This is a genomic window from Enterococcus sp. AMC1086 (assembly GCF_058216575.1).
Genome location: NZ_CM177100.1, coordinates 1,161,895 through 1,180,119 on the forward strand (window position 1 = coordinate 1,161,895; position 18,225 = coordinate 1,180,119).

14 protein-coding genes are annotated in these 18,225 nt (G+C 34.7%); 7 read left to right on the forward strand and 7 right to left on the reverse strand.

From position 1 onward, the window contains the following. Window positions 1-2 precede the first annotated feature (2 nt). The 3 genes from AC4BC4_RS05440 to AC4BC4_RS05450 all read left to right on the forward strand — a co-directional run bounded on the left by AC4BC4_RS05440 (window position 3) and on the right by AC4BC4_RS05450 (window position 3,391). Window positions 3-1,502, forward strand: coding sequence for a T7SS effector LXG polymorphic toxin (locus AC4BC4_RS05440; RefSeq protein ID WP_490477350.1), 1,500 nt, complete (start codon window positions 3-5; stop codon window positions 1,500-1,502). A gap of 5 nt (window positions 1,503-1,507) precedes the next feature. Further along, entirely contained in the window at window positions 1,508-1,924 is a 417-nt protein-coding gene (locus AC4BC4_RS05445) for an immunity 70 family protein (RefSeq protein WP_490477029.1), read from the forward strand. 219 nt (window positions 1,925-2,143) lie between these two features. Beyond that, window positions 2,144-3,391, forward strand: coding sequence for an IS256 family transposase (locus AC4BC4_RS05450; protein ID WP_438755885.1), 1,248 nt, complete (start codon window positions 2,144-2,146; stop codon window positions 3,389-3,391). 274 nt (window positions 3,392-3,665) lie between these two features. On the opposite strand, the gene AC4BC4_RS05455 is transcribed toward AC4BC4_RS05450, so the two are convergent. The 4 genes from AC4BC4_RS05455 to AC4BC4_RS05470 form a co-directional block, all read right to left on the reverse strand. Then, entirely contained in the window at window positions 3,666-5,381 is a 1,716-nt protein-coding gene (locus tag AC4BC4_RS05455; protein ID WP_438758732.1) for an ABC transporter permease/substrate binding protein, read from the reverse strand. Beyond that, entirely contained in the window at window positions 5,374-6,564 is a 1,191-nt protein-coding gene (locus AC4BC4_RS05460; protein WP_438758733.1) for a quaternary amine ABC transporter ATP-binding protein, read from the reverse strand. The genes AC4BC4_RS05455 and AC4BC4_RS05460 overlap by 8 nt, the downstream gene beginning before the upstream one ends. 407 nt (window positions 6,565-6,971) lie before the next feature. Further along, window positions 6,972-7,607: a GntR family transcriptional regulator gene (locus tag AC4BC4_RS05465; protein WP_438758734.1), complete on the reverse strand. Its 636-nt coding sequence runs from the start codon at window positions 7,605-7,607 to the stop codon at window positions 6,972-6,974. A gap of 16 nt (window positions 7,608-7,623) precedes the next feature. Continuing rightward, entirely contained in the window at window positions 7,624-9,567 is a 1,944-nt protein-coding gene (locus AC4BC4_RS05470; protein WP_490477030.1) for an ABC-F family ATP-binding cassette domain-containing protein, read from the reverse strand. Window positions 9,568-9,782: 215 nt separating this feature from the next. Here AC4BC4_RS05470 and AC4BC4_RS05475 point away from each other — a divergent pair, with 215 nt between their 5' ends. Next, entirely contained in the window at window positions 9,783-10,448 is a 666-nt protein-coding gene (locus tag AC4BC4_RS05475; RefSeq protein ID WP_438758736.1) for a redox-sensing transcriptional repressor Rex, read from the forward strand. Window positions 10,449-10,513: 65 nt separating this feature from the next. Here the strand turns inward: AC4BC4_RS05475 and AC4BC4_RS05480 are convergent, their stop codons facing one another. After that, complete coding sequence (locus AC4BC4_RS05480; RefSeq protein ID WP_490477351.1) at window positions 10,514-11,182, reverse strand: CPBP family intramembrane glutamic endopeptidase; 669 nt, start codon at window positions 11,180-11,182, stop codon at window positions 10,514-10,516. An 86-nt stretch (window positions 11,183-11,268) separates the two neighbouring features. Continuing rightward, entirely contained in the window at window positions 11,269-11,451 is a 183-nt protein-coding gene (locus tag AC4BC4_RS05485; RefSeq protein ID WP_490477031.1) for a hypothetical protein, read from the reverse strand. A gap of 223 nt (window positions 11,452-11,674) precedes the next feature. On the opposite strand from AC4BC4_RS05485, the gene groES reads away from it, so the two are divergent. The 3 genes from groES (at window position 11,675) to AC4BC4_RS05500 (ending at window position 17,149) form a co-directional block, all read left to right on the forward strand. Then, window positions 11,675-11,959, forward strand: a complete 285-nt coding sequence (gene groES, locus AC4BC4_RS05490) for a co-chaperone GroES (RefSeq protein ID WP_069639783.1) — start codon at window positions 11,675-11,677, stop codon at window positions 11,957-11,959. A gap of 63 nt (window positions 11,960-12,022) precedes the next feature. Beyond that, entirely contained in the window at window positions 12,023-13,651 is a 1,629-nt protein-coding gene (gene groL, locus AC4BC4_RS05495) for a chaperonin GroEL (RefSeq protein WP_438758738.1), read from the forward strand. A 522-nt stretch (window positions 13,652-14,173) separates the two neighbouring features. After that, window positions 14,174-17,149 (forward strand): BspA family leucine-rich repeat surface protein, encoded by a 2,976-nt coding sequence (locus AC4BC4_RS05500; RefSeq protein ID WP_490477032.1) that lies wholly within the window; start codon window positions 14,174-14,176, stop codon window positions 17,147-17,149. A 325-nt stretch (window positions 17,150-17,474) separates the two neighbouring features. On the opposite strand, the gene AC4BC4_RS05505 is transcribed toward AC4BC4_RS05500, so the two are convergent. After that, the gene (locus AC4BC4_RS05505) at window positions 17,475-18,224 is read right to left on the reverse strand and encodes a TraX family protein (RefSeq protein ID WP_490477033.1); all 750 of its coding nucleotides are present in this window, start codon (window positions 18,222-18,224) and stop codon (window positions 17,475-17,477) included. Between the last annotated feature and the right edge of the window lies 1 nt (window position 18,225).

Below are 18,225 nucleotides of genomic sequence, written 5' to 3' on the forward strand. Positions count from 1 at the left end.
ATATGTATGTTTCGTCCTCCCAAAATCAAGCTACGAGTGTATCAGCCATGTGTAAATCACAAGTAGAAGGATATCAGGAGTTGCAAAAAGCAATCAATGATTTTACTTTAAATGCCCCATTTTTAACAGGAAAAGCTTATGATTCAGCAAAAGCATATTTTCAATCGGTTTTGTATCCGTTAGCACAAGGAGGTATTTTACTTTCTGAAGCAGTTGAAAAGGCAGTTAAGAAATTTCCGCAAGAATATATTTCTCAAGTGGACAGTGGAAATTTAAAACAATCCGAGTTAGAAGAAAAGATTAGACAAGCAAATAGATTATTAAATCAAGCAGAAGATATTCGAAGAGAATTAAATTCCTCAAAAACACCTGATATAACAAAATCGTTTCAATTGAATGCTAATTCTATGTTGATTGGAATGTATAGTGCAACAAAACAAAAATTGGAAGAGCAATTACGTAAATTATTAGCATTTAATGCAAGTTCACCCAATTTATTTTCTGAAATCTCTAGTTTGCAAAGTGCAATAAATAGTGGACTAGCGCATACAAGTACTGCATGGAATAGAGCAACAGGAACATTTACTATTCCAAAAGATTTATCTTGGAGAGATACTATAGGCGATAAATGGAAACTTTATCAGGATAACATACATGGAATAAATGAAAAGAAGAATAAAGAACTAGAAAAATATAATGTCTATGCAGTAATCTATACAGATGCAGATGGAAACCCAAAAATTTCATGGCAAATAGAGGACAAAAAAACAGGTTATGGTATAACGAATCCAGAGTTATATAGATATTTATCAAAAGCAGGAAATTATCTTGATTCCGATTTAATTCAATTTATGACTTATGATGCTTACGATAAAAAAATAAAATCTGGTTGGAGAAATGGTATTAATTATGTAACTGGAGAAAAATTGAATCCAGTTTTAGGTGGTATTGTTGCAGGTTCACAATATATCGAAGATGGGGTAAATTGGATAAATGAATCTGAACTAGGGCAAGCAATCCAAATTTTAGGTTTTACTTATGCATCATACAAAATTACAACTTCGAGTGGAACAAAGCAAGTAAACAATGGTAAAATAGAAGAGGTTCAAGGAGCAGAAGTTCCCTCTAAAAGACCAACTTGGAGGCAATCAGAAATTGATGCAGAGTTAGAATATAAAGGATATGATGCTCAAAAATCATTTATTAATGGTGAAGAAGTGCCATATGGAACAAAAGGAAGTACTCGTCCAGAGCTATACAAATCAGGACACAGTATAGAAGTGAAAAATTATAATGTCCAAAGTATCTCTGGACAAAATAATTTGGTAAATAATGTTAGTAAACAAATAAAAGGTAGAGTTGCACATTTACCATCCGGAACAGAACAAACTATTTTGATTGATGTTAGAGGTCAAAATGTATCAAATGAAGTTTTAAAGCAAATTAGAAGTAGAATATTAGAAAAATCGGTAACTAACGTAGAAATTATATTTAAGAGGTGATATTAGTGGCAGTTGGAATCAAAGTAGATTTTTTATGGTTTTCAATAGGAACTGGGGACTTTTTTCATTCATTTTTTTCAACTATATGTGGTAATTTAGAAAATATGAAGTGGGGAAGTAAATTCCCAATTGTTATGAATAATTTGTATGAAGGTGAGATATCTGTTGAAGATATTCATATAGCACAAAAAGAATTAAAAACTATTAAGGAGGAGTTTTCGAAAATTTCTCCTGATAAGATTATTTGGGATATTGAAAATTTGGAAAAAAGACCACCATGGGAGAATAATATTAGTAAAGATATTAAAAACTTATCAGACTATTTTGTCACAAGTGATGGGGAAAATTTATTTGATGTGTTAAAAGAAGCTATGTACGAAGCTATGCAAGAGAACTCTGCATTAGAAGTAAAAAGTTTGTAATAAAAATTTAGATTAAAGAAAGTTATTTTAAGAATCTAAGGAGAAATTAGTCTTCAAAAAAGGAGAAAATAATTGAGTAAATATGTTACAACTAAGAGAGTGTCAAAGAGAGTGTAAAATAAACTGTGTAAGTAGCTAATTCTAGATAAGTTACTTATACAGTTTTTCTTTTCGTGTAAAGAAAATTCAGATAAAATAAAAATGAAAGGATGCGAGAATATGGCAAGACAGAAAAGAGATTCTAAAACCGTCGAACTAGCGAAAACTATTCTAGAAAACTACAATCCTGAAAATGTCGATGACATGCAAGAAGCGCTAAAAGATATTTTTGGTCCCTTATTTGAACAAATGCTTCAAGGCGAAATGACCCATCATTTAGGCTACGATATTCACTCAAAACAGGAGAAAGAAACGAACAATCGAAGAAATGGATTCGGCTCTAAGAAAGTAAAAACAAGCTTTGGAGAAGTCCCTATTGATGTACCTAGAGACAGAGAAGCCACGTTTGAACCAGAACTTATTAAGAAACGTGAACGGGATGTTTCAGCTATCGAATCAAAGGTTTTGTCCATGTATGCCAGAGGCATGTCTCAAAGAGACATCGCTCATACCATTGATGATATTTATGGGTTCTCCATTTCTCACGAAATGATTTCTACAATCACCGATTCTGTTCTTCCAGAACTGGAGGAATGGCAAAATCGCCCTTTGGCGAAGTGTTATGCCTTTGTTTTTGTGGATTGTATGTATGTGACGTTAAGAGAAAATTATGAAGTCAAAGAATACGCTGTTTATACAATTCTTGGCTATGATTTAAAAGGAAAAAAAGATATTTTAGGGTTGTGGTTGAATGAAACCGAGAGTAAAAACCGCTGGATGCAGATTTTTGATGAATTGAAATCTCGCGGTGTACAGGACATTTTCTTTATGTCTATGGATGGTGTTTCTGGTCTTGAAGATGGAGCAAAATCTATTTTTCCAAAGGTGATCGTTCAACGCTGTATCGTCCATTTAGTGCGTAATGCGCTTCGGTATGTTCCTTATAAAGACTACAAGGAATTTTCTCGGGAAATGAAAAAGTTTTATGGTGCTCCTTCGTTAAAAGCTTGTCAGAGTGCTTTTGATGCCTTTCAAAAACGGTGGTCACACTACTCAGGTGCTGTAGAGGTTTGGAAACGTAATTTTTCTCATGTGGAACAACTTTATGATTATGGTAGCGCAGTGCGTAAAATTATGTACACAACAAATGCCATTGAAAGTATTCATTCTAGCTTTAGAAAAGTAACTAAAAAAGGCGCATTTCCAAATGAAACCGCCCTTTTAAAGCTTCTTTATCTACGAGTAAAAGAATTAGAAAAGAAATGGAAAGCTGGTTTTATTCCCAATTGGCCAATGGTCTTAAATCAATTAATGGCGAATGAACAGTTTTCTGAGCGCATCAACACTTATAGCTTATATATTTCCTAGTCACTGTTGCATCAAAAAAGAACATCAAATTTTCCTTTTTTGGTAAGGTTTCTTTCTTATACCCTTTTAACCGAAGGTTATTTAGGAATGGTTTAATGTTCTTTTTCGTTCTTAAATTTGTCAGTTACACACTTTAGTTGACAAACCCGTGTCAAATTTGCATTGGAAATTATTTCTGTTATAAAAAACTTATTTTATAAGCTTACATTAGGTTATTTTTATGATGACTACTCCATAAAAAATGCTACCGAGAAAATTCACGGTAGCATTTTTATTATTTTTTCCACTCAGCTACTTCTTTTGAATGACTGTCGATCCAGTCTCTTGCAGCTTTTGTTGGTTCGGTTCCATTATTGATTTCTAACATAACAGATTCCATATCTTCTTTTGTCCAGTGGAAATTTTTTAAAATAGTATAAGCTTCAGGATTTTCTTTTTCCAATCCTTTTCTAGCCATTGTATGAATTGTTTCTTCACTACCCATTGTGCCTTTTGGATCTTCTAAATATTTAAGATCATATTTAGCAAACATCCAATGAGGAGACCAACCAGTAATAACAATATCTTCTTTGTTTTTAATGGCTTGTCCAAGTGCGACAGTCATTGCGCCAGAAGAAGAGGTTTCGACAGACCAGTCCGCTAAGTTGTTGTATGCTTTTTGTGTTTTTTCTGCAGCAGCAACAACGCCTGCACCAGGTTCTATCCCAGTAATTTTTTTACCAGCTTGATCTTTTAAGTCCTCGATTGAATCAACGTCCATATATTCAGGGACAACGATACCTAATTTGGCACCTTTTAAGTTTTCACCTAGATCATCTACTTTATCTTTGTACTGCTTGTATTGCTCACCATGAGTTCCAGGAAGCCAAGCTGCAACCATAGCATCTGTTTCACCTTTTGAAATAGATTCCCACATAATAGCATTATCCAGTGGTGTTAATGAAACATTATAGCCAACATCCTTTAAAACTTCACCAACTACATGAGTTGAAGCGACTTCTGTATCCCATTCCACATAAGAAAGAGAAATATTTTTTTCATCGTTTTTAGCAGAAGAGAAAAGAGTAGAACCTGCAATCACAGCAATGACAGCTACAACGGCAATAACAATTCCGCTGATCTTTTGTTTTTTAGATAGTTTTGATTTTGCTGGAGTTGTTTTTTTCTTGTTTAAATTTTGAGTAAAGCGATCAATGATGATTGCTAGAATAACTAATGCGACACCATTAACAAAACCATTTCCGACTTGGGCACGTTGTAAGGCAGAAAGAACGCCACGACCTAAACCTGGTGCACCGATCATTGATGCGATCACCACCATAGAAAGTGCTAGCATTGTCGTTTGGTTGACACCAGCCATGATTGTGTTTTTAGCTAATGGTAATTCAAGCTTGAATAATTTTTGCCAGCCTGTACTCCCAAATGAATCAGAAGCTTCGACCAACTCTTTTGGTACTTGACGAATCCCAAGATTAGTAAAACGGACGGTAGGCGGTAATGCAAAGATTACTGAGGCAAAAACCCCGGGAACCATACCGATTCCGAAAAATGCAACGGCCGGAATCAAGTAAACGAATCCAGGCATAGTTTGCATGAAATCTAAGATAGGTGTAATAATACTTTGGGCTTTATTACTTTTAGCCATTAATATTCCAAGTGGTACACCAATGACGATTGAAACTACACTAGATAGTAAAACTAGCGTCACGGTATTCATTAAATCTGTCCATAAATTTTGGTTATAGATAAAGAGTAAACCAATGAATGTAAACAAACTTAACCCAATTTTTTTATTTGAAATAAAGAAAGCAATTGCTGTTAAAATGATAATAAATAGTAGTGGTGGAATCGCGACTAATAGTGAAGTGATTCCATCCATTAAGTTTTGACCAGTTGTTTGGAAGAAACTGAAGAGACCAGAAAAAGTATTCGTCATCCATTCTGTAATCGTTTCGACCCAATTTGCTACAGGTAATTGATAATTATTCATGAATGTTCACCTCTGTTTCTGCTAGTGCTTCAAGAACACTGCCTCGAATGACTACACCTAGCAATTTATTATTGTCAGTTACGGCAACGGGTGTGGGTGAATCATAGATGATCTGGAATATGTCATTGACTAACATATCTTTATCGATAGAAGTAATATCAGTATCTACATAATCTGTTAAAGGTTTACCAGCTTTACGAGCTTCTAGTGCACGTTCAGCTCTTACGACACCCTTTAATTGACGTTTTTTATCAACGGCTAAAAGCATACTAACTTCTTCTTGACGCATACGAGTCAATGCAACAGTTGGACCATCGATTTCAATATTGGTTGTTAATGCAGGAACCATGATATTTTGAGCGGTTAAAACTTTAGAACGATCGACATCCTCAACGAATGTACGAACATAATCATTAGCAGGATTCGTCAATATTTCTTCACCTGTTCCGATTTGCATGATTTGACCGTCTTTCATTAAAGCGATCCGATCACCGATACGTAACGCTTCGTTTAAATCGTGGGTAATAAAAATAATCGTCTTTTTCACATTATCTTGTAAATCAACTAACTCATCTTGCATTTCCCGACGAATCAAAGGATCAAGTGCTGAAAAAGCTTCATCCATTAGTAAAATTTCTGGGTCATTGGCCAATGCTCTAGCTAAACCAACACGTTGTTGCATCCCACCAGATAATTGATTTGGAAACTGATCTTTAAATGCTAGTAGACTTGAATTTTCTAAAGCTTGTTCTGCTTTAGCTGTTCGTTCTTCTTTTGGAACACCTCGAACTTCTAAACCATACTCTGTATTTTCTAGAATAGTTCGGTGAGGGAAAAGACCAAAATTTTGGAACACCATGCTCATCTTATTACGACGAACTTCTCTAAGTCCTTCTTTGTCCAATTTTGAGATGTCTTGATTGTCAATAAAAATATTTCCAGAAGTTGGTTCGATCAAACGATTCAATAAACGGATCAAGGTAGATTTCCCACTACCAGAAAGACCCATAATCACGAAAATTTCTCCTTCTTCTACTTCAAAACTGACATCGTAGACGCCGACAGTAGCACCGGTTTTTTTCAAGATTTCGGTTTTATCTTTGTTTTCTTTGATCATATCCAGTGCTTGTTTGGATCTTTTACCGAATATTTTTGTTAAGTGTGAGACTTTTACTTTGGGCAAAACAAAATTCCTCCTAAATTTAAAAGCTGAAAGAGCTTATTTAGCTTAGACAGGATAATAGATAAAAGTGACGGAGCCATTTTCTCTCATTCTGTTCTATCTTTTTCCTGAGAAGCTAGCTCTTGAAGCCAGATAATAATAAAAGCGTAATAGTTCGTTTAACTCAAACGCTAAAACTTGATTTTACATGTAAAGAAAATCATTTTCTTTTCTGTAAAAAAAGTGACCATACTAGATTAACATCGTGCAGTCACTTTGTCAAATTACTAGCCTAACGATGACAAAACAAAAAAATGGCGCGAATAAAACGTCAAAAGTTTTATTCGCGTCACGGGAGATTCAAATAAGGACGGTGATAGGCCGGACCTTCGATAATTTCCTATACAGCTGTTCTCATCATTTTTTTATTATAGATTCGGATAGAAAAAATTCTGAATCCGTTGTAATGTTGACTCATGTCCAACAAAATAAATCGTATCACCTGCGGTAAGTTTGGCATATGGACCAGGTGAAACCAGTAATTCATCACCATGTTTTATTGCAATCAAAGTAGCAGAGGTACTTTGCCAGAGGTTCAATTCACTGATCGTCATTTCCAAATGAGACGCTTCTTCTGTTAGTGTAAACGTTACTGGATTTAGTGGATTAAGTGAATCAAAACGTTTGGTTTGGTCAACAAGTTTATCTAAAATTTCTGAGAAGTGACTCAATTCTTCTTTTTGTTTTTTTACACTATCGATCAAATCATCTTTTAAATCATGGATAGATTGAACATCTTGGTATTGCTCGACAAATAGTTTGGCTTTTTCTATTGAATGAACATAAAAGCCACTACCATGTTTCGCTTGTACAATGTCTAAATCGACCAATACGCTGATTGCTTTTCTGGCAGTTTCAGGAGAAACACTGTACTTGTTAGCTAAAGTTGAACGTGCATGGATTTTATCGCCGACCGTAAATGTTTGATCTGCGATTTTAGAGGCAACATCTACTGCGATTTGTTGGTACTTAGGTTTGGTCACATTCATGCGTTTTGAAGTCATGTCCGACCGCCTTTCGTCAATTGTTTTCATTTACTTCTTCAAGTTCTAAACTAAGATCTTCCCACTCAGTCAGCAATTGTTCTTGTTGTGTCCGCAGCGTCTCTAATTCTTGATTTAAAGACATTAGTTTGACATGGTCATCGATGAGTGTTGAATCACTCATCGATTGTTCTATCTGGGCAATTGTCGTATCCAACGTTGCTAAATCTTCTTCTAGCTGTGTAATTTTTCGATTTAAAGTACGTATCATTTTTTGTTGCTCTTTGTTTTGATAGAAATCGTTTTTTGGCTTGCTAGTTTCTGTTTGTTTTAAAATAGATTGGTCAGCCAACAATGCAGCTAATTCTTCCTCTTCTTTTTTCTTCTCTAGATAGTAATCATAATCCCCAAGGTAAAGCTTACTACCCGTTTCAGAAAGTTCAATTACTTTTGTTGCGATCCGATTAATAAAATACCGGTCATGTGAAACGAACAGAAGTGTTCCTTCATAATCAATCAAGGCATTTTCTAAAACTTCTTTATTATCGATATCTAAATGGTTGGTCGGTTCATCCAGAATTAAGAAATTTTCTTTGTCCATTGATAATTTTGCTAAAGCAACGCGGGCTTTTTCACCGCCACTCAAAAGAGGAATCGTCTTTTCTACATCATTTCCACTGAATAAAAAGCTGCCTAAAATATTACGGATGTCTTTTTCAGGAGTCGTCGGATGTTCGTCCCAAAGTTCTGCCAAAACAGTTTTGGTTCCATGTAGATTTGCTTGTTCTTGATCATAATAGCCGATTTGGACATTGGTGCCTAATGTGGCATTTCCTTTAATAAAAGGAATAGATCCAATAATCGATTTTAGTAAAGTAGATTTTCCAATTCCGTTAGGTCCAACCAACGCAATGGCTTCTTGGCGACGAATATCTAAGGAAACGGGTTCTGATAAGATAGTTTTATCATAACCAATCGCAGCATCTTCTACTTGAAGCACGACATTTCCAGAAACTTTATCGATTGCGAAAAGAAAATTCGCAGATTTTTCATCTCCTTGTGGTCGGTCTAAACGTTCCATTTTTTCTAGCGTTTTTCTACGACTTTGTGCTCGTTTGGTGGTAGACGCTCTTACTAAGTTTCGAGCGACAAAATCTTCTAATTTATTGATTTCAGTTTGCTGTTTTTCGTAAGCTTTCCACTCACTAGTCAATTGTTCCGCTTTTAATTCCAAATATTTTGAGTAGTTACCTTTGTAATAACGCATTTTATGGCGGCTGATTTCATAAACTTCTGTAACGACCTTATCCAAAAAATACCGGTCATGTGAGACGATTAAAAGTGCACCAGCGTAACCAGGTAAATAATTCTCTAGCCAAGAGAGAGTATCAATATCTAAGTGGTTGGTCGGTTCGTCAAGAATAAGGATATCTGGTTTTTGCAAAAGCATACGAGCTAACGCTAATCGGGTTTTTTGTCCACCAGATAAGGTACTGATGTCTTTTGAGTAAAATTCTTCTTTGAATCCAAAACCATGTAAGACAGAGCGAATTTCATTTTCATAACCGTATCCATTTTTTTCTGAAAAATCATGTTGTAAACGATCATATTCTTTCATAACGGATTCATAATTTGATGCATCAGGCAACAGTTCACTGATGATCAATTCTAATTCACGCATGCGCTTTTCCATTGTGATGACATCAACAAAAGCTTCAAGCATTTCATCCCAAACCGTTTTATCAGAATCAAGTCCAGTGTCTTGGGCTAAGTAACCTAGACTGGCTGTTTTATTTTTAGCAATTGTACCAGCATCTGGAGAATCGATCCCAGCAATTATTTTTAAAAGAGTAGATTTGCCAGCACCATTACGGCCGACTAAAGCGATTCGGCTGTTTGTGCTGATCTCCATTTGTATGTTGTCAAACAAAGTCTCTGCGCCAAAATATCGCGCAATTTGGTTTGCTTGGAGTAAAATCATGGGGCATCCTCATTTCTATTTCGATGCCTTTAGTGTAGCATAAATTGATCATAAAAAGCACCTGTCCTACTGTAAGAGATAAATTTTAATTGGGCTATTTAAGAAAGTTTGAAAAATATTTCTTTTCTTGAGCTGTAAGATTGCTTTTTCTCTAGAATAACTGATATTATGAGAAGTGGATATTTGTGTATATTTAGAGTATTGGAGGTACGATTGTGAAAGACCAAATTATTCCAAAAGCAACTGCAAGACGCCTTCCCCTATATTATCGTTATTTGAGAATTCTGCATGATGCAGGCAAAAATAAAGTTTCATCTACTGAACTAAGTGATGCGGTGCAAGTAGATAGCGCGACAATTCGACGAGATTTTTCTTATTTTGGCGAATTAGGTAAGCGTGGCTATGGCTATGATGTAGAGAATTTGATGAATTTCTTTGCAAAAACGTTGAATGATGATGAACTTACAAATGTAGCCTTGATTGGTGTAGGTAACTTAGGAAGTGCCTTACTAAAGTATAAATTCCATCAAAGTAACAGCATTCGAGTTAGTTGTGCATTTGATGTCAACGATGATATTGTCGGCAGAATCGTTGATGGTATCCCAGTTTATCCAATGACGGATATGATGGAACAGATTCGGATACAACAAATCGAAGTGGCAATCTTGACTTTACCGGCCAGAAAAGCCCAAGAAGTTGTAAGTCAGCTGGCTGATGCTGGAGTGAAAGGGATTTTGAACTTTACTGCGGCTCGTTTAGTAGCACCGACTGATGTTTTGATTCAAAACGTCGACTTGACGAATGAATTACAAACATTGATTTACTTCTTGCACAATGATAATACATTTGTTGATACTGAAATCGAAGATAGTAAAGAATAATTAAAAAAGTCCTATGAGTGCATTTTTTGTAAAATTTGCATTCATAGGACTTTTTTATTTTTATGTTATTTAGGCATTTCAATATTTCCAAAATGGATCACAAGTTGAGCAATCACCACGATCGTATTCATGCCGCAATGCGCGATGATCGAGGTCCAAATTTTCCCAGTCATTTTATATAGCAGAGCAAAAAAGAAGCCCATAAAGAAATAAACAAAGAAATGACCATCTTGATGAATAACTGAAAACAAAGCAGAGCTAATAATAGCAGAGAACCAAAATCCAGTATAAGGTTCTGTTAAACCAATCATAGAACGACGAAAAACAAATTCTTCCATAATAGGACCACCGATTGTTGTTGCTAAGATAAACAGTGGATTTGCCAAAATAACTTTGATAATATTTTGCGTGTTTTGTGAATTTGGATCAGCGCCTGTGATGGCGGTTTCGATACTGAACACAATTGTTTGAATGATCATTGCCAAAAAAATACCACTGACACCAAGTAAGAAGATAAAAACAGGTGAGGTCAGTTTGGCTTCTTTTTCTACTATTGTAACGGCAGTTTCTTTATTTTTTATATAAAGCCAAATCATCAAACCAGCGCCTAAAATATAGGTAAATGTTGTACCACTGATTACGATATCTGGAGAAAATGGACTGAAAATATAAGGAGAGAAAAACACCAATCCATAGAGTAGAATCATTGAAAAACTTACTTTTTTAATAGACATATTTGTAGGCATAAACATAGAAAACCCCTTCCAATAGTTTCAGACTATAAACGTATACCAAAGTCTGTAATAATGCAAGCAGATGCTTATTTTTTATGATTATTACGATAGCCTAATAATAGAAAGATAAATACAAAGAAAAATGCCGCTTCCCATAAGGTCGTCGTCCAGTCAACGCGCCTACTGACACCAAAAAAGAAATTCCCAATATTCGCAATAATTAGATAGAGTCCTGTTATCGTCAAAGCTCCCATGATTCGTTGTTTCATTTCAATCGCCTCTCTTTCTGTTTTTATTTTACCATGAAATAGAAGATATAGAAGAAATATACCGAATCTTGCTAGAAAACAGACTTCCTTCGATTGTTTGTTCAATAAAATTAGTCAAAAGACTTGCAAAACGATAGGGAAATGAGTATTATAAATAGTGTAGTTAGCACTCGATAACTAAGAGTGCTAAAAAAGATAAATATTTTTTATGGAGGGATTTATTGTGTTAAAACCATTAAGCGATCGCGTCGTTATTGAAGTCGCGAAAGAAGAAGAAAAAACAGTGGGGGGCATTGTCTTAGCATCTGCAGCTCAAGAAAAGCCTCAAACAGGAAACGTTATCGCGGTAGGTGAAGGCCGTGTTTTAGAGAACGGTACAAAAGTTCCTGCCGATGTAAAAGTAGGCGACACCGTGATGTTTGAAAAATATTCAGGTACTGAGGTTAAATACGAAGGAAATGATTATTTGATCGTTTCTGGTAAAGACATTATTGCCATTGTGGAGTAATACATTTTTAAATGAAAAAACTAATTAAAATAGAAAAAATAAAATTTTTGAGGTGAAGGAATTATGGCAAAAGAAATCAAATTCGCAGAAGATGCACGTGCAGCAATGCTTCGTGGCGTAGATATTTTAGCAGATACAGTAAAAGTAACATTAGGCCCTAAAGGCCGGAACGTTGTTTTAGAAAAATCTTTCGGATCACCATTGATTACAAATGATGGGGTAACGATTGCTAAAGAAATCGAATTAGAAGATCATTTTGAAAACATGGGTGCGAAATTAGTTTCTGAAGTTGCATCTAAAACCAATGATATCGCAGGAGATGGAACAACTACTGCAACAGTTTTAACGCAAGCAATCGTTCGTGAAGGATTGAAAAACGTAACTGCTGGTGCTAATCCATTAGGTATTCGTCGCGGTATCGAATTGGCAACAAAGACTGCTGTGGAAGAATTACACAATATTTCAACAGTCGTTGATTCCAAAGAAGCAATTGCACAAGTAGCAGCAGTTTCATCTGGATCAGACCGTGTAGGTCAATTGATCGCTGACGCAATGGAAAAAGTTGGCAATGATGGGGTCATTACCATTGAAGAATCAAAAGGGATCGAAACGGAATTAGATGTCGTTGAAGGTATGCAATTTGACCGCGGCTACTTATCTCAATATATGGTGACAGACAATGATAAAATGGAAGCTGCCTTAGAAAATCCGTATATTTTGATCACTGACAAAAAAATCTCTAACATCCAAGATATCTTGCCATTGTTAGAACAAATTTTACAACAAAGTCGTCCATTATTGATCATTGCTGATGATGTTGATGGTGAGGCTTTACCAACATTAGTATTAAACAAAATTCGTGGAACATTTAACGTAGTTGCTGTTAAAGCGCCTGGTTTTGGTGATCGTCGTAAAGCAATGCTTGAGGATATCGCTATCTTAACTGGCGCAACAGTGATTACGGATGATCTAGGTCTAGAATTAAAAGATACAACGATCGAAAACTTAGGTAACGCAAGTAAAGTTGTTGTAGATAAAGACAACACAACTATCGTTGAAGGCGCTGGCGAAAAAGCGGGTATTGATGCTCGTGTTCAATTAATCAAAAATCAAATTGCAGAAACAACATCTGATTTTGATCGTGAAAAATTACAAGAACGCTTAGCTAAATTAGCTGGTGGTGTGGCAGTTGTTAAAGTTGGAGCTGCAACAGAAACAGAACTAAAAGAATTAAAATTACGTATCGAAGATGCATTGAACGCTACTCGTGCCGCTGTTGAAGAAGGTATGGTTTCAGGTGGTGGTACGGCATTGGTAAATGTTATCGGTAAAGTCGCTGCATTAGATGCTGAAGGTGATGTAGCAACTGGTGTGAAAATAGTTGTTCGTGCTTTAGAAGAACCAATTCGTCAAATTGCTGAAAATGCTGGTTATGAAGGCTCAGTAATTGTTGATAAACTAAAAAATATCGAATTAGGTATCGGTTTCAACGCTGCAAATGGTGAATGGGTAAACATGGTAGAAGCAGGAATCGTTGACCCAACGAAAGTAACGCGTTCAGCATTACAAAACGCTGCATCAGTGGCTGCTTTATTATTGACTACAGAAGCAGTAGTTGCAGACAAACCAGAACCAGCAGGTGCTGCAATGCCTCCAATGGATCCTTCAATGGGAATGGGCGGCATGATGTAAAAATCAAGGGAAGCTGGGACAGCAGGAATTACTTTTGCTGCTATCGTCCATTCAGATTCCTTAAGGCTAGGGGATGACTCATAGAGTTATTCCCTAGCCTTTTTTTGTTTATAAAAAATAGTTGTCTGGTGCGTCGGAGAGGCTATTTTTATGTCTATATTTACTAATAAATTATAAAATTTGAATGCATAAAGGAATGAAATTCTCACGTTATAATTTTAATGGGGAGATTGTAAGTTACGCTAAAATATTTCACTTCAATACACCAATCAACTTAGTTCTACAAAGGTCTAAAAAAACAGAGGATAACCAAAAGTCACTTTTGATAATCCTAGATTAATAACTTTCTTTTGATTAATTATGAATGCAAAATACATCTTCTTAAAAACAAACGTTTTTTGAAAGTGAAAATACATAAAAAGAAAATTAAGCGTTGAATTCTCTATTTAATATTAATATAGGGTTTTTTTTTGTATAAAAGTTAGTTATAATAGACACTAAGTTAGAAAAGGAGGAAGTTTAATGAAAAAAGTTGGGTTATTGTTGTCTATTTTATGTATAGGGGGATTTTTTCCACTCAGAGCTAACGCAACTGAGGGATTAACGCAAGAACAAGAAAATTTTATTAATGAATTCAATAAAAATAACCCTGTAGTTAAAGATGAAGAGGTTAAACGAGAGAGATTTGAATTTCCAAAAGAATTCGAAAAAAACACTAGGAGTTATAAGAAGGAATTACCTGAAACATTTAATTTCGATGGTAAATTAGGAACACCAATCAAAAATCAAGGTCCATTAGATATTTGTTGGGCTTATTCAGCAACTGGCCTAGTTGAACACGCAGCAGCTATTAAACTAGGAAAACAATATAATTTTTCGGAAAGATACGTTGACTATATTTCAGCTAGTAATGCAACAGGCACAGTTGGGGAAAACCCTTATGCAACAAATAGAAATCAAGGTATAGGAAGCAGTCATTCTTGGACAAAGACGATGCCATTATATACACAAAATAGATTACCTGTTCTTACTCAGAATTTCGATAAGGGCTATTCCACTGATCCAATTAAAATTGAAGAGTTAGGTAAAAATCCAGATTTAGATGTTGCTTCCTATGTAACATATAATGCCTCAGCCCATTCAACTAACGAGGAAAAAGCGAAAATTGTCCAATTTATGAAACAACTAATTAAAGAAAATGGTGCAATTACTTATGAGTATAATACAAACTTTAAAGCAAATATCAATGAAGTAACTGGTGGTATTTATAATAATTATGAAAAGTTTCCAGGTACAAATCATGAAACGATTTTGGTAGGTTGGGACGATAATTATAATAAAGATAATTTTAAACTAGGAAACCGTCCTAAGAACAATGGTGCTTTTGTGATGAAGAATAGTTGGGGCACTAGATATGGTAAAAATGGTTATTACTATGTTTCTTATGAAGACAAGTTCTTATTTGATACAAAAATTGGATCCATTTCTGAAGTTTATAATGAGAAAAACTATGACAATAGCTATATTTCTCAAGTCGGTGAAACTACTAGTTGGGCTAGACGAATAGAAAAGCCAACAGAATCAATGCTTTTCTCAAATGATTTTTCTATTGATGCAAGTAAGGATGAAACAATTGTTGCTGTATCTATTAACAGTAATCAAGCTAATGCACCTTATGAAATCTATATAAATCCAAAGAATAATAAAAAAACATCCTTGAAGGATTATGAAAAAGTTGCCTCTGGGATAATGGAGAGTTCTGGAACTAAAAGAATTGCATTGAAAAAGCCAATAAAAATTACCAGTAATGAGAGTATTTCCGTTGTTGTTAGATATAAATATAATCCTTCTTCAAATATTATAAGATGTGACTACAGTTATATCAATTATGAGAAGTATCCATTTTTAAGAAAAAATATACTTGACTCTAATTATGCTAAATATTCTGATGCTGATGAGGCAAATGGACGTCGTATTAATTGGAGTACAGAACCTAAAAATGATGGAGCAACAACTGCTTACGATATTAATCTTTACACTACTAATAGTAAGACCATGGGGAAATTTGGTACTGCTGAATGGGGATGGAATGAAGAATCTCAAACGTTAAGTTTTTATGACGGTCAATTTCCAGAAGGTAAATCTATTGCGCAAGAAATTGAAAAAAATAGTGTTTTAAATGGTAAAAAAATTAAAAATATTCGTTTTGTTGCGCCTGTAAAAGCTGGTGGAAATTCTAGTTCTTTGTTTGCAGGATTATCTGATTTGGAAACTATCATTCGTATAGAGAACTTAGACACAAGCGGAGTAACAACGATGGAAAAAATGTTTATGGGTGCTAAAACACTTACCACAATAGATATGAGTCAATTAGATATGAGTAAGGTAGAGAGTATGACTTCTATCTTCAAAGGAGCAAGCGCGTTACAGACTGTCAAATTTAGCGATAAGACGATGAGTAATGTAGTAGGTGCATCTGAAATGTTCAAAGATACTCCGTCATTACAGGAAGTTGATTTTAGCAATTGGAATACAGAAAAAGTAACGAGTATGTCGTATCTATTCACCAATTCGGCAGTGTCAAAATTAATTTTAGGAAAAGAGTTCAGATTTAAAAAAGTATATAATACAGGATTATCGAATTCTGCGTGGATGAATAAAGAGGCAGATACTATTTATAACTCAGGAACAGAGTTTGTCTCAGGATACGATGGAACAGTTCCAGGGACCTATACAATTGGGAATAGTACGGCGGATTACACATGGGATCAAATAACTAAAACGCTCACTTTTAAGAAAGGGACTTTTGCGTATAGTTATACAATGAAGAAGTTTGCGGAACAAAATAACATTGATCCACAACAAATAGAAATGATCGATTTTTCAGAAAAATTGAAGTTAAGAGCTGCTAATCATTTATTTGAAAATCTAACGAACTTAAAAGAAATTAAACAGCTGAATAATTTGGATACAAGTGACGTAACGACGATGGAAAGCATGTTTAGTAATACTGCTCTTACAAAAGTAAATATCAATCAATTAGACACAAGCAAAGTAAGTACGATGGGAAGTATGTTTAAAGACGCTAAAACACTTACCACAATAGATATGAGTCAATTAGATATGAGTAAGGTAGAGAGTATGATTTCTATTTTCAAAGGAGCAAGCGCGTTACAGACTGTCAAATTTAGCGATAAGACGATGAGTAATGTAGTAGATGCATCTGAAATGTTCAAAGATACTCCATCATTACAGGAAGTTGATTTTAGCAATTGGAATACAGAAAAAGTAACGAGTATGTCGTATCTATTCACCAATTCGGCAGTGTCAAAATTAATTTTAGGAAAAGAGTTCAGATTTAAAAAAGTATATAATACAGGATTATCGAATTCTGCGTGGATGAATAAAGAGGCAGATATTATTTATAACTCAGGAGACCAGTTTGCCAAGGGATACGATGGAACAAATCCTGGTATTTATGAGTTAGTAGTTGATTAAAATCATAAACACCATTTAATGTAAACCATTAATACGAGAAAAAGATAGGCTATTCAAATTTACTGGATTGATTAAATAGTAAGTGCTCAAAATTCTTAAAAATAGAAGCAATTAAAAATCAAAAACTCTATTAGTGTTTACTAGTCTATTTTTAAAAGAAAAGGTATCAATCAGTGTTTTTACACTAATTTAAACTAGTCGGTTATTTTAGTTGATAGTAAGTGGCATGATGTAATCAAGCTTTAATCAATAAAAATGAGGATGATACAAAAGTAAAAAATACTTTTGTATCATCCTCGTTTTCTTGTTTCAATTGTCTGATTATCTAACAGAAATAAGGCAGAATCAAAAACTGTTGAATCCCTATTAACACCAACAAATGAGCTGGATAAAACCAATAAAAAAAATATTTCCATTGCTTTCCACGCTGACCATTATAAAAATAGATGGGAATAAAAGCAATCAACCCAAACCAACTATTTTGTAAAAGAATAAGTGCTCCAAGAACACATTTAAACAGATGAAAATCTCTAAATAGGTACAAAACGACAATCAACAAAACCCCAATCCAACCGCCATAATCGGTATGCAGCCATTGCGCTGTAAAAATCCCTAATCCTACTATAATAATAGAGAAAAAAATATTCTTTACTGAGTGATTCTTTAATCGTTGTAAACCAATAATGACCAACAAACCAATCAATAAGGTGAAAAAGACATTTTGACTTTTCAAATCGACTATTCGATGTGAAAAAGCCAGATCATAAGGTATCTCAGAAATGAAAGCAAATAAGGATAGACGGAGTAGATATTTTTTAGTATTCGAAGTATGAATAAATCCTTCTACCAGTAAAAAACAGAATATAGGGAAAGCCAGTCTTCCGATCATAATAAATACGGGGAAAAGTGCTTGGCTTAAATCAATCAAATTATTCGTAGTTGGTTCAACTGCATACGGAACCGACAGTGTTACAGAGGGCTGAAAAGGAATGATTTTTGCAGTATGATCGAGCAGCATAGCGATAATAGCAATCCATTTCAATTGGCTACCAGAGAAAAAAGATTTTGAGTCCAAT

Excerpts from the sequence above, each read along its gene's own strand:
- AC4BC4_RS05440 (WP_490477350.1), top strand. The coding sequence starts at position 3 with ATGTATGTTTCGTCCTCCCAAAATCAAGCTACGAGTGTATCAGCCATG.
- AC4BC4_RS05450 (WP_438755885.1), top strand. The coding sequence starts at position 2,144 with ATGGCAAGACAGAAAAGAGATTCTAAAACCGTCGAACTAGCGAAAACT.
- AC4BC4_RS05455 (WP_438758732.1), bottom strand. The coding sequence starts at position 5,381 with ATGAATAATTATCAATTACCTGTAGCAAATTGGGTCGAAACGATTACA.
- AC4BC4_RS05465 (WP_438758734.1), bottom strand. The coding sequence starts at position 7,607 with ATGACTTCAAAACGCATGAATGTGACCAAACCTAAGTACCAACAAATC.
- AC4BC4_RS05470 (WP_490477030.1), bottom strand. The coding sequence starts at position 9,567 with ATGATTTTACTCCAAGCAAACCAAATTGCGCGATATTTTGGCGCAGAG.
- AC4BC4_RS05480 (WP_490477351.1), bottom strand. The coding sequence starts at position 11,182 with ATGTCTATTAAAAAAGTAAGTTTTTCAATGATTCTACTCTATGGATTG.
- AC4BC4_RS05485 (WP_490477031.1), bottom strand. The coding sequence starts at position 11,451 with ATGAAACAACGAATCATGGGAGCTTTGACGATAACAGGACTCTATCTA.
- groL (WP_438758738.1), top strand. The coding sequence starts at position 12,023 with ATGGCAAAAGAAATCAAATTCGCAGAAGATGCACGTGCAGCAATGCTT.
- AC4BC4_RS05500 (WP_490477032.1), top strand. The coding sequence starts at position 14,174 with ATGAAAAAAGTTGGGTTATTGTTGTCTATTTTATGTATAGGGGGATTT.